This is a genomic window from Providencia sp. TYF-12, assembly GCF_041344805.1.
Taxonomy (GTDB): Bacteria; Pseudomonadota; Gammaproteobacteria; order Enterobacterales; family Enterobacteriaceae; genus Providencia; species Providencia huashanensis.
In genome coordinates this window covers 3,826,941-3,839,680 of record NZ_CP166833.1, presented here as the reverse complement: position 1 = coordinate 3,839,680, position 12,740 = coordinate 3,826,941, and the positions used below count along the sequence as shown (strand labels likewise).

The 12,740-nt window shown below is 36.4% G+C and carries 9 protein-coding genes; 2 read left to right on the top strand and 7 right to left on the bottom strand.

Features of this window, described 5'->3' with window-relative positions; all coding sequences use genetic code 11:
- The 4 genes from ABE954_RS17875 to ABE954_RS17860 all read right to left on the bottom strand — a co-directional run bounded on the left by ABE954_RS17875 (position 1) and on the right by ABE954_RS17860 (position 6,642).
- On the bottom strand, positions 1-1,017 hold the full coding sequence (locus tag ABE954_RS17875; protein WP_042846142.1) for a linear amide C-N hydrolase: 1,017 nt from the start codon (positions 1,015-1,017) through the stop codon (positions 1-3).
- Positions 1,018-1,422: 405 nt separating this feature from the next.
- Positions 1,423-2,970 (bottom strand): sulfatase, encoded by a 1,548-nt coding sequence (locus ABE954_RS17870; protein ID WP_052219337.1) that lies wholly within the window; start codon positions 2,968-2,970, stop codon positions 1,423-1,425.
- A 253-nt stretch (positions 2,971-3,223) separates the two neighbouring features.
- The gene (locus ABE954_RS17865) at positions 3,224-4,705 is read right to left on the bottom strand and encodes a glycoside hydrolase family 1 protein (RefSeq protein ID WP_042846141.1); all 1,482 of its coding nucleotides are present in this window, start codon (positions 4,703-4,705) and stop codon (positions 3,224-3,226) included.
- A gap of 17 nt (positions 4,706-4,722) precedes the next feature.
- Positions 4,723-6,642 (bottom strand): beta-glucoside-specific PTS transporter subunit IIABC, encoded by a 1,920-nt coding sequence (locus ABE954_RS17860; RefSeq protein ID WP_371025642.1) that lies wholly within the window; start codon positions 6,640-6,642, stop codon positions 4,723-4,725.
- Between the two features lie 714 nt (positions 6,643-7,356).
- Here ABE954_RS17860 and ABE954_RS17855 point away from each other — a divergent pair.
- Complete coding sequence (locus ABE954_RS17855; RefSeq protein WP_166686919.1) at positions 7,357-8,184, top strand: PRD domain-containing protein; 828 nt, start codon at positions 7,357-7,359, stop codon at positions 8,182-8,184.
- Positions 8,185-8,259: 75 nt separating this feature from the next.
- A complete protein-coding gene (yidA, locus tag ABE954_RS17850; protein WP_225833052.1) occupies positions 8,260-9,120 on the top strand; it encodes a sugar-phosphatase in 861 nt (286 codons plus the stop codon).
- A 72-nt stretch (positions 9,121-9,192) separates the two neighbouring features.
- Here the strand turns inward: yidA and ABE954_RS17845 are convergent, their stop codons facing one another.
- Genes ABE954_RS17845 through ABE954_RS17835 form a run of 3 tightly spaced genes read right to left on the bottom strand, consistent with a single transcriptional unit; the run spans position 9,193 to position 12,653 of the window.
- The gene (locus ABE954_RS17845; RefSeq protein ID WP_042846134.1) at positions 9,193-10,371 is read right to left on the bottom strand and encodes an anaerobic sulfatase maturase; all 1,179 of its coding nucleotides are present in this window, start codon (positions 10,369-10,371) and stop codon (positions 9,193-9,195) included.
- A gap of 32 nt (positions 10,372-10,403) precedes the next feature.
- Positions 10,404-11,285 carry a 5'/3'-nucleotidase SurE gene (surE, locus tag ABE954_RS17840; RefSeq protein WP_042846133.1) on the bottom strand — a complete coding sequence of 294 codons (882 nt, stop codon included), beginning with the start codon at positions 11,283-11,285 and terminating at the stop codon, positions 10,404-10,406.
- Positions 11,286-11,312: 27 nt separating this feature from the next.
- The gene (locus ABE954_RS17835; RefSeq protein WP_042846131.1) at positions 11,313-12,653 is read right to left on the bottom strand and encodes a hypothetical protein; all 1,341 of its coding nucleotides are present in this window, start codon (positions 12,651-12,653) and stop codon (positions 11,313-11,315) included.
- Positions 12,654-12,740 lie beyond the last annotated feature (87 nt).

Genomic DNA, 12,740 nt, shown 5'->3' with positions numbered 1-12,740 from the left:
TTAATAAATATCGAGTTGTTTAAAAATAGCTTTACCTTCATGGCTAAATTGGTCAATCGAATATTGAGTATAATTCATTTCACCATACCCTCTAATATAGATAGTTCCATTAGATAAATCAGATAAGCAAGTCCAGACAGTATATTCAGACAGTAAAATATCACCTTTCCCTTCACCTTCTCCGATATTATCAACAGTGATATTTTTAGTGCGATCAAAGTTATTCATTATATGGGCAAGGGTATTTATTGCCTCTTTTGCATTATCAGCTTGCGGTGCGTAAGTACTATAAAAAACGGCACGAACAAAACGCCCAACCGAGGTATCTGAAGAAGGGAGGTTTGCAGTTGCAATTCCGCTATCTGGCTGAGTCACTCGGATATTACCTAATAGATTGGTTGACTTATCAAGGTTAGATAATTGGCTATAATTATTGAGGTTTTTTAAATGCCATTGAAAATCAGGCCCATTAGTCATTACACGAGTTGGGTTATCAAAGACTTGTAATTTGCCGTTAACAGCTTCAACGACGATACTGCCACCTTGTTTATCATAAAAAGCATAATGGAATGGTGATTTTAAATTCCTAAAGTTGACGAGGATTGGGGACCAAAAGAAGCCACTTTCAATAGCTTTTTTCACTTCGTTAACATTGCTAAAACTAGATAAAGCCCATTCACCTATCGAGGTGACAGGTAATGACTTGGAATAATTTTCAGGTTCAATCGGTGAGAGTTCTGCTTCTGTGATCATATTGGCACTAAAAGTTAACCCCTCACTATTTAAACCTTGAAACATATTATGGTTATCACCATCAAAATAAATTTCAGTTGTTATAGCAAGAATGTCGAATTTAGATGTATAACTAATACCATTTTGGCCATCAGGTGATTTTTTCTGAAAGAAGGTATTTACTGGGTAATATGTTATCCAAGAAGGTAAGTTTTCAGTTAATTCTAGTGTTCGTCCTTGGTAAATATGATTTTGACTATCTACTATTGATAAGCTTGTGCACATTTTATTAGTCTCTTATTGATAACATGTCAGTAAATTAGTAAATAATAATGACGCATACTATAAACTTATATTAGCTTCACTGAATAAACAATAATAATCATTAAAATATCTGACTTAGGCTTAATCTAATAAAATAGGTGAGTTTATAGGTAGGGGAATTATTAAATAATTGAACTGGACTTATTTCTAGATTAATGTCAGTAAAAAATGATTAAGAATACTCAGAATATTAAATAATAAAGTCATTGTATGGCATGAAGATCTAGTACAGAGAATAGGGGAGAATGTCAGTATTCTTGCAACCCCCTACATACTTTTCAATAACTTATATTACTATGAAGGGGGATGGTTTTGGCTAAATTGTCTATTTTGACTAATTAATAATATATTAAAGCGTTAGTGTTATTAGCTTCGTTTACCATAATTAGCGAAGTCTTCAGGCTTAGGAAATCCATAACTAGGGTCACTATTACGAGTCGGAAGGCGCTTTTTCATACTCGCTACTATTTCTGGTTGCTGGCTTGCTATATTATTACTTTCATTCGGATCTTCTTGAAGATCAAATAGGACAATGGGGCGCTTGGTACCTTTAGGCACGCTACCATAGCTTTTCATTAAGGATGGGTCAAAGCCCTCAATGAGTTTATAACGTTTATCTCGTACCATACGCCAATTAAGTAGGCCAGAAGTTACATATTCTCGGTGATCATTGGTTCTGCCTTCCAATAAAGGCCTAAAAGAGAGGGCTGTCATGCCGTCAGGGATCTCTGCCTTGGCATAATCTAAAAATGTTGCGGCAATATCAATAAGGCTAACTAATGCATCACTAGTGCGGTGTTGAATATTAGGCCCAGCAACGACTAATGGAACACCAACAGATGCATCATAAGGGACGTTTTTACCCCATCGGTTATGATCACCGAGCATTTCTCCATGATCACTTGAAAATACAATGATTGTATTTTCAAGTTCCCCCCTTTGTTTTAACTCATCAAGGTAGATCCCTAACCAGCGATCAATATTTTCCACCATTGCAGTGTAATTTTGTCGAATAGCTTCATGTTGTTCTGGATCGAGTTGGGTTGAATTAAAGGGTTGAGGAAATTTACGTCCGCGAACAGTTTTTTCCATTCTTTGAGTGATATCCTCAGGGTCATGAGGGCCTGCAAAATTTACTACCATATGCCATGGCCGATCTTTAGGAAAACGGCGTATCATTTCAATTCCAGTACGTCCAATCCAGTTATCAGCATAGTCTTCATCGTCAATAGGTGTCGGGTAAGTTTTTGCGTACGCTTCTGGACCTTTTGCTCGTCCACCTCCTCGAGAGGTGATATCTGCAGCATGAATATCTGCAACACCACGCTTAAGCATGTAAGCCATGTAAGGTTCAAATGGTGTTTTAAATTTATCCCATTCTAATACGGCATCACCTTTACCTGCACAGTTCACCATGTCTGAAAAGCCCCACTCGGACATATGGTTGCGGCCATCAATACCGTTATCAAATGTCGGTTTCGCGAGATCTAATTTCCCACAAGCCCCTACGTAATAGCCGGCATCGCGTAGTTTTTCATAATAGGTCGCTTGTGTTGTTGGATAAACAGTAAAGTTATCACCTACGCCACACCGGTCGTACTCACGACCAGAGGCAAGGCAAGCACGAGAAGGGCCACACACAGGGGAAGGAACAAACGCTTGCTGAAAGCGTGTTCCCCGAGCAATTAATGAATCTAAATTGGGGGTTTTAACTTCGAGGTTAGGGTTTGCGCCTATCCAGTCAAAGCGGTGTTGGTCTGGTAGAATAAATAAAAAATTAGGACGTTTATTGTTCGACGTGGTCCCTTGCGCTTGAGCTGAAGTAATTGACCCCATTACTGCAGGAGCTATCATGGGCGTTAAGACAGTCGCTAATAGGAAATCTCGGCGTGTCAATTCATTAATTTTACTCATAGACATGCTTCCTCATTGATCGAAAATAGTTCACTTATAATAAGAATGTAAAATCGATCTCACCTTGTGGAGACAGAGAAACTGATCAATTGCAACATTCTTGATTCGCTTTCTTAATAGGCAACTACCTGAAAAATAAATGCGTATAACTTGAATTCTTATGATTTTTAAAACTCATGGCTTATAAAAGTAAGAGTGCACCTTAATTGTTATTGCTAATGATTTAAGGTGCATTTATATTTCAATTTATTGATTAATCAAGATTTTCTCCATTTGAAGCGATCACGCGTTGATACCAATAGAATGATTCTTTCGGAATACGTTTTAGCGAACCATGGCCTTCATCGTCTTGTTCTACATAGATGAAACCGTAACGCTTGGTCATTTGTGATGTTCCACAACTAATCAGGTCAATACAGCCCCATGTGGTGTATCCGATTAAATCAACGCCATCACGAATTGCTTCTTTCATCGCTATAACGTGCTCTTTAATATAGTCAATACGGTATGGGTCAGAAATCGTACCGTCTGGATTGAGCGTATCACGAGCTCCTAAACCATTTTCTACAACAAACAGGGGGATACCATAGCGATCCCACAGCTTATTCAGTGTGATGCGTAATCCCGTTGGGTCAATTGGCCAGCCCCACTCAGATTGTTTTAAGTATGGGTTTTTGATTTTACTCACTAAGTGACCTGATAATTCTTTTGCATCAGGTCCGCCTTTGGTGACATAAGTCATGTAATAGCTTAGCGAGATAAAATCTGCTACACCTTCTTTAAGCACTTTGAAATCTTCCGGTTCTACCTGAATATGAATATTATTTTCTTCAAAATAACGCAGCATATAAGTCGGATATACACCTCGGACGCTGACATCTGGATAGAACAGATTGATTTGGTCTTCTTTCAATGCTTGTAATTGGTCTTCTGGATTACAACTTTCTGCATAAGTTTCTAGTCGGCAAATCATGCAACCAATTTTTGCGTTAGGCATCATTTGTTTGCCTAGCTTAATAGAAATTGCACTGGCGACGAACTGGTTATGAGAGGCTTGGTATGCCGCTTGTTCGACATTTTTGACTGTGTCTGGTAGCGTACCTGCACCGGTATATAAACTATTGAGGTTCATGTTCATTTCGTTGAACGTGATCCAATATTTAACCTTCGATTTGTAGCGTTTATAGCAAGTTGTGGCAAATTTAACGAATAAGTCGATTAATCTGCGATCTTGCCAACCGTTGAATTTTTGCGTTAGCGTTAATGGCATTTCATAGTGAGATAGCGTAACAAGTGGTTCGATACCATATTTTGCTAACTCATCAAAAACGCGATCATAAAATGCTAAGCCTTCTTCATTGGCTTGCTCATCAATACCATTTGGAAATATACGCGCCCAAGAGATAGATAAGCGAAATACTTTAAAGCCCATTTCAGCAAATAATGCGATATCTTCTTCATAACGATGATAAAAATCGATACCCCAACGTTTAGGGAATAACGCTTTACATTCAGGTTTTAAATACTCTTCAAGTTCTTTTGATGTGACGTTAAAAGTAAAGTTATTGACTCCGCCATCTGCATAAGGGTCTTTATAAGCGGCAACATCTGAAGTAGAAAGCCCTTTTCCACCAAGGTCAAAAGCCCCTTCAATTTGGTTTGCAGCAGTAGCACCGCCCCATAAAAATCCTTCAGGAAAGCCAATTGTACTTGTGTTTTTAGTATTTAATTTCATAATTTCCTCTTTCTAAATCAATTAACGGTGAGCAGTGTGGTTTTATTACTCGTGACATATGGTTGATTTATCACTTGTAATTCACTGAATTCGTCAAAGTTGGTTATCAAAACTGGGGTGATTGTTGATAATGAATGTTTAGTTATATTTTCAATATCGAACTCGATGAGTAGGTCACCGGATTTAACGCTATCCTTTTCATTAACATGGAGGGTGAATCCTTCACCATTTAATGAAACAGTATCAATGCCTACATGAATAAGGATGTCTAACCCATCTGGGGTTGTAATTCCGATGGCGTGTTTACTTGGCGTGACCATTGAAATGGTGCCATCGATAGGTGCATAAACTTTGTTATCTGAAGGGATGATGGCAACGCCATCACCAATGATTTTATTGGCAAAAACGGTATCGGGAACTTGTTCAAGCGGTAAAGTTTCCCCGGAAATTGGCGCGAATAAACATAAATGTGGTGGTTGTTTATTATGGTTTGTTTCTTTTGATTGTGTTTTTTCTGGTATTTCTTGATGAGGTGGCGTGTTGTCGCGGCAAGTTGGCAAACTATCTTTACTCGGCTCAAGTCCTGACTCATCTAGTTTTAGAAATAGGGTGATAATAAAGGCCAAAGTAAAGCTAGATATCACCGCAAGGCAGATAAACATGAAGTTATTCGTGCCTGCTTCAACATAGGTTGGCAAGGCAGTGATCCCCGGAATACTAAACGCAAAGGCTTTTACGGCGAATGAGCCTATGATTCCGCCCCCTACTGCGCCACCAATTAATGCCGCGTAAAAAGATTTCTTCAAGCACATGGTGACACCATAAATTGCAGGTTCAGTGATACCAAAAATGGCTGAAAGGGAAGAGGAATACGCAATAGATTTCAATTTTGTGTTTTTACTTTTGATAGCGACAGCCAGTGTTGCCCCTGCTTGGGCTAGGTTACTGGATAGGCTAATAGGTAATAAAACAAAGTCGTAACCTAATGTTTTAAAATTGGAAAATGTGGCCGGGAAAAAGGCATAGTGCATACCAGTTATCACTAATAATGATAAACAGCCCCCCATAATAAAGCCTGCGACAGGGCCTGCGATATTAAATAAAGCTGAGAATGTTTGCTGTAAATATTCACCAACGTAATAGCCTAACGGTGCGAGTAGTGAAAGGGTGATAATTGAAGAGATTATCAGCACCAATAGCGGCACAAAAATAATTTTAATACTCGCGGGGATGATTTTTTCAACCCATCGATTGATATAGCTTAATAACCAAACCCCAAGAATAATTGGAATAACAGTAAAGTTATAAGTAATGTTAGGAATAGTAATACCAAAGAAAGACAGCGCAGGTTCACCTTGGAATATAGGGTAAACCAGAATGAAGGCTAGGGTTACGGCAATATATTCATTGGTTTTAAATTTCCGAGCAACGGAAAAAGCCAGCAAAATAGGTAAAAAATAGAAGGCCGAGTCTGAAATGGTGTAAAGGATTCGGTACTCTGAGCTCCCATTTGGAATAAGGCCGGACATATCAAATAGAGCTAGCAACCCTTTGAGTAACCCCGTTCCAATGATAGCCGGTAATATTGGGGTAAAAATACCCGACAGAAAATCAAAAAATGTATTAACAATATTTTGTTTAGTCTCTGATATTTCTGGTGGTGACGCCTCATTGGTTATTGCTGAGCCATGAGGTTCAACTATTTTATGTAGCTCAGTGAAAACATGTGTAACGTGGCTGCCTAAGATAACTTGTAACTGATTACCTAGGAAATTAACACCTAGTACCCATGGGATGTCACGGAGTTTATCTACATTAACTAATTCATTGTTATGAAGATTGAAACGCAAGCGTGTAATACAATGCCAATGTTGACTGATATTATTTTTCCCACCGATAAGAGTGATAATTTGTTCTGCGACTTGTCTACTTTCCATAAGTATACCTATAAAAAAACCTGAACAACGGCCTCCAATTTAATTTTGGAAGTGTTGTTCAGGTTAATGCCTAGTCTTGCCAGTTACACACCTGTTATATTTCAAGCCGAAGTTTATGCCTGACTTATTTTGTTTTATTTTATAAATAACCCAATGAGTAATGCTAAAATCATTGATGAATAATAATACGTTTTTACATATAAAAGCATTATTATTCACGATTCCAGAGTCTGTAACTCAAAATGTAGACATAAAAAAACCTGAAACTATTGAATAATAAAATTCAATACATTTCAGGTTATTGCCTAGTCGAACTAGTTACAGACCTACCATTACTTTATAGAATTTTTATACCTGAAAGACAATGTGAGAATAATGGATTTGTGATCTGTACGACAGAGATATACATTTGTCTTAAGTTTGCGTTATCATTTTGATTCAAGAAATAAAAAATTATTTAGTTTTTATTTTATTCAAAAATGAAGTGCTATTAAAATAATCGCCGTTCTTGAGAGCAAGAAGAACCGATTGCTTACTTCGGTATTGATCACAAAAAATAGGCATAAATCTTGCCTTTTTTGTAGAAAAGATATATCTATATCAATTGGTGTGTTACTAGCTAGACTAGGCAAAAACCTGAAAATGCTGAAGTATTACTTCATGTCATTTCAGGTTTTTTTTCGTTTATAACGTATAATAATGGAAGTCGCCTATATGTACCTAATAAAAAAAGTTATAAATAATAATGTGATACTTGTAGACAACGAAGCCCAACAAGAGGTTGTTATTATTGGTAAAGGCATAGGCTTTAACTCTAAAGCAGGTCAAAACTACCATTGTAATGAAAGCGATGAGCTTTTTATCAAGCCTCAAGACCATGATATCCATAATTTTCTTGATAATATTCCTATTGATATTATCAAATTGACTATTGAAGTTATCAATAAATGTAAGCCCATTTTAAATGCGGATTTAAGTGATAGCTTAGTTATTACACTCTCTGAACATATAACTTTTGCCATTGAGAGAAGCAAAAGTCGGGAAATGAATGTTTCTCTGTATGAAGTGCCTTATTTATATCATCTTGAATTTATTGCAGGAAAGGTTGCAGTTGATTATATTAATGAAAAATTTGATGTAAGTTTACCAGCAAGTGAAGCATCTCTTATTGCACTTCATTTTGTTAATGCAAAATTAAATAACAAAAGTGTTGGAGATACACTCAGGTTTACACAGATAGTTTATAAAATTGTTAATATTATAAATTACTCATTTCATATCCAAGTCAATACTGAGTCGGATATTTTCTCTAGATTTATTAATCATTTAAAATATTTATTGATCCGCTGTCAGGCAAATCATGACAAAAGTAGTCAATTTAATTCTATTCTTGAAGAGTTGGTAGAGAAAGAATTAATGAAAAATTTTGTATGTGCAAAAAAAATAGCGGAATTGATACAATCTGAATATAACCTTCCAGTTTCTCGTGAGGAAATTATTTATTTAGCATTACATATAGAAAGACTTTTAAATGCAGTTTAGGGCTGAATTTTAACTATTATTTAGCATGGGTGTGTCACTAGAAAAACTAGGCATTAACCTAATTGGAATTATCCCTTGGCAAAACTTTTATTGCCATTAAAAATGGGAATAAAAAAGGAAAATTGTATGGCGATAAAGCTCATTGCTATCGATCTTGATGGCACGTTATTAAATACTCATCATCAAATTAGTGATAATGTTCAAAATGTTCTTCAACAAGCTCAAAGAAATAATATACATATTATCCTTGCATCAGGCAGGCCTTACTCAGGAATACAACCTTATTTACAACAGTTAGCTTTAGATAAGCCTGGTAACTACTGTATTAGTAACAATGGTAGTGTTATTCACGATGCTTCTAACGGTAACCACCTTATCGATTTTTTATTAGATATTGATGATTATAAAAAAATTTATGCTCAAACTGAAGAGTTAGATCTTTCATTACATGCTCTTGGAGATAATAAAATCTTCACTGCAAATAAGATTATTGGTTTTTATACGACACATGAAGCTTATCTTTCGAATACGTTAATCCATTATGTTCCAATGAATGAAATGCCTACTAATATCTTATTTACTAAATTGATGATTTCTTCTGAAGAGAACTATTTATCGAGTATTATCAAAAAAATACCATCTTCTTATTTTCAACAGTACACTTTAGTCAGAAGTACCCCGTATTTTTTAGAAGTGTTAAATAAAAATGCGAATAAGGGCTTGGCAATACAAGCACTGGCACAACAATTGGATTTACATAAGTATGAAATTATGTGCATTGGTGATCAAAATAATGATCTGCCTATGTTTGATGTGGCTGGAACTTGTATTGCGATGGAAAATGCAACCGATGAATTAAAGTCACGGGCTACTGGTGTGACAAGCTGTAATGATACTGATGGGGTTGCAAGGGCGATAGAAAAATATGCCCTATAAGGTTTCTTTTTCATTAAAAACCGAGTTTAGCGTTGCCACTCGGTTTTTAATTTTACTCTAATTTATTATTTCTTAATTTCCATGAATTTCTTTTAGTATCCCTTTCATTTTCCCTAACGAATGCGATAGGTGAATTTTATAGGCATCACAAAAATAGTTTTTTCGAGGAAGCCCTTTCGAGTCAATTAAAAAACGATGCTTTGGGCAACCGCCATGGCATAGTGGCTTAAACTTACAGGTTAAACAGTCTTGGCTGATCTTCTCTTTTTTTAGCGATGAAAAACGTTGATGATTTTCTGATCCCAACATATGAGGAATGCTATCGACCATCAAGTTGCCAATTTTATTTTCAGGATAAACAAAGTGATCACAAGAATAAATATCGCCATTGGCCTCGACAATTAAATTTGCTCCGCAAGTTTCACTCGTGACACAGCTGCTTGGGAATCCAAGGCTTTGGCTCATAGTCTGTTCAAAATTCATGACAAAGACTTTACCAATGTCATTTTTTTGCCAGTGGTCAAACAGGGTATTTAAAAAATGGCCATATTCTGCGGCGTTGACTGACCAGTCTGTCACTTCCGCATTTCCTGTAAATTCAGGGGAAATGAGTGATAGCCCTTCCGTCGTTGTTTGTTGTGCCTGCCGTTCAACTACTGGGATAAACTGCATGTAATAGCTGCCAATACTCTTTAAAAACTCATAAATTTCAATCGGCTTTTTTACGTTATAGTTATTTACAACGGTTAGCGTATTAAAGTCCACCCGGTATTTATTGAGTCTCTCGATACTGGCAATTAAGCGATCAAACGTGCTTTTTGCTGATCGTGTTAGTCGGTATTGATCGTTACAAGATTGATCGCCATCGATGGAAACCCCTAATAAGAAATTATGCTGTTTAAAGAATTGGCACCAGTCATCATCAAGGTTTAAAGCATTTGTTTGAAATGAATTATTGATCCTTTTCTTACCTGCATATTTTTGCTGAAGTGCAACAGCTTTTTTGTAGAACCCTAGTCCAAGTAAAGTCGGCTCGCCACCTTGCCAAATAAAATCAATTACATCAGTAGGTTGTTGCTCAATATTAGTGCGAATGTATTGATCTAGAACCTCATCATTCATTCGCCATTGGTTTTTTCTATTAGGATAAAGTTTTGATTTTTCTAAATAGAAGCAATAAGTACAATCAATATTGCACACTGAACCAGAAGGTTTAGCCATTAATTGGAAATTTGGGTTTGCATTACTCATGCCTTACGCCTCTACTTATTAAAATGATAAGATTATTTTTTGTTGAGAATATTTTTATATTCTTTCACTTTTTCTTCAGGTGCATTCCAATCACCATCGAATACAGTATAGGTAATATAGCCTTTATCAAGGTATCCAGTATCAGAATTATCATTTCTCATTTTTAATGCTTCAGGGTTAATAACTTGTTTAGCTTTTCCTTCAGCAGTTATTTCATATAAAATTTGTGGTGAAACCGCATACTCGTTTTCAACAAATTTTACGCCTTTAATTTTATCTTTAGGTAATGCGGGGTAATTAATACTCAACCCAGATCTAATGGGTAGCACTGTCTCACCAGGTATCCATTTTTTATTTAAATCATCAACTAGCTCAACAACATAAGTGACTGAATCAGGCCAATACTTCTGAGTGCTAGGCCAACCTGATTTCATTTCTTCTTCAGTCATGATGTAGCCAATACTAGCCGCAATGGCTGGGTAGCCTAAGCGTACGGCACGCGATGCAGCTGATACCGTTCCTGAATTTAATTGTGATGTTCCCGTGTTTGGCCCGTCATTAACCCCTGAAATAACTAAGTCAGGCGGTGTTTCTCGTAATAACGCCTGTAAACCAAAATCCAGTGAATCAGCAGGTGTACCAGGGAAACAATAAGTGCGCTCATTTATTTTTTTTATATCGAACTCTTTGCCTGCTTTAAATGTAATTGCGGTACCAATTCCGCTTTGGTTGGTCGAAGGGCCAACTAGCCAAACATCATAACCTTTTGCATCTAATTGCGATTTTAATTCAGTGAGACCAAATGCTTCACATCCGTCGTCATTAACTAATAGAATACGCATTTTATCGTTACTAGCTTGGGCTTGAAGTCCAAATAAAGATAATAGGCTAATAGCTAAAATTGTTTTTTTCATTTTTACCTCTATGTGTGTTCAGCAGTACTAAAATATATTAAATTTATAGTCAAAAATAATATCTACGGCGATAGCATTTCTACGAATATAGTGCCCGTTATCATCAAAAACAGGTTGAACTCTATTTCCTTCAGCTTGGTATAGCCAAGCTTTAGTTAATTTAGTAAATACCGTAAAGTTTTTTAAACTCGGATCATTCGGTTGCCATGCATTAATAAGATTAAGCTCACCAGTTTTAATTTTGTTATTTTTAAAATCAAACTGGCCGTAATTTAATTGTATTGCAGAATAAAAATCTTCAGCATATTTATAGTCAATGAGGCCAGTGAGGGCGAGTTCACCATCTCGCTGGTAATGATAAGCGGCTGAAGACATAGGGTCTAAACGCCAACGAGCGTTTTTAACTGGATGCCTGTCAAAATAACCAAGCGAACCATTATTTTTAGCCGCATCGGTGTATCCAACACCAACTTTCATGCCTAGGCTGTCATATTGCCATTTGACGGTTCCTTCATATACCCACGAGCTGCCATTTGCAGCTTGTCGTGATGCCGGCATATTTTTATACATTTCCTGAGGGACATTACCAACGGCTCGAAAACCAAGAGTAATGTCGGAATATGGCATATAGTTAAAATCAATAAAATGGCGATCGATATAGTCTTTAGCATATCCGTAATTATAGGTCGCTTTCAGTGCTTTAGTTTTATAGTTGAGGCCACCTGCTGCAATATACTCAACAGATTCATTATTTCTGCTACGAAGATTTTCTTTGTTAGGAGAAAAACGTTCCATAACACTATCAACGTACAATGTATCGATTGAGAAATCATGGTAAGTAAGCGTGCCCGTATAACCTAAATAGCTATTTTGTGCCGATTCATAAGGGCTTTTTAATACCGTATACATATGTGCGGGTTGCCAGCCATATCTTGCTTTATAATTTATCCCTTGTTCATCACCTAAATGCAACTTGATATTGCGCTTATTAAATTTTGTGAAACCTTTGGCATTTGATGATTTAAATCCAGGGCCATCATTCCATAATAGGTCGCGGCTAGCAAAATAATCACTGGCTCCTAATTTAGTCACAGTAGTGTAAGAAATATCGAAACCCAGAGTTTCCTTCCATAAGCCTGATTCATAATTTAGCCCGATGGTTTGAGCCCAAGCTGTATGAATATACGTTGGACCAACTTCGTTTTCATTCAGATATTTTAGTCTATTCCGAAGGAATAACTCTAGTTTGCTATCTTTTATTAATGGTTCATTTAGGGTATCAGCCAGCTTATATTCCTGGGCTTTTAATACTGAGGAAAATAATATAGGGATGAGTAGTGAGCCTTTTAGTAGTCGACTTATTTTCATATACCAACCTTTATTTATTAGTATTTAATTTTTATTGTTAATTTTATTTTTATAGATTAATTGACATTGAGTTACTGAGCAGAAATT

Coding starts and splice junctions, on each gene's coding strand:
- ABE954_RS17845 (WP_042846134.1), bottom strand. CDS start 10,371: ATGAGTAATGCAAACCCAAATTTCCAATTAATGGCTAAACCTTCTGGT.
- ABE954_RS17865 (WP_042846141.1), bottom strand. CDS start 4,705: ATGAAATTAAATACTAAAAACACAAGTACAATTGGCTTTCCTGAAGGA.
- ABE954_RS17855 (WP_166686919.1), top strand. CDS start 7,357: ATGTACCTAATAAAAAAAGTTATAAATAATAATGTGATACTTGTAGAC.
- ABE954_RS17835 (WP_042846131.1), bottom strand. CDS start 12,653: ATGAAAATAAGTCGACTACTAAAAGGCTCACTACTCATCCCTATATTA.
- ABE954_RS17870 (WP_052219337.1), bottom strand. CDS start 2,970: ATGAGTAAAATTAATGAATTGACACGCCGAGATTTCCTATTAGCGACT.
- ABE954_RS17860 (WP_371025642.1), bottom strand. CDS start 6,642: ATGGAAAGTAGACAAGTCGCAGAACAAATTATCACTCTTATCGGTGGG.
- ABE954_RS17875 (WP_042846142.1), bottom strand. CDS start 1,017: ATGTGCACAAGCTTATCAATAGTAGATAGTCAAAATCATATTTACCAA.
- surE (WP_042846133.1), bottom strand. CDS start 11,285: ATGAAAAAAACAATTTTAGCTATTAGCCTATTATCTTTATTTGGACTT.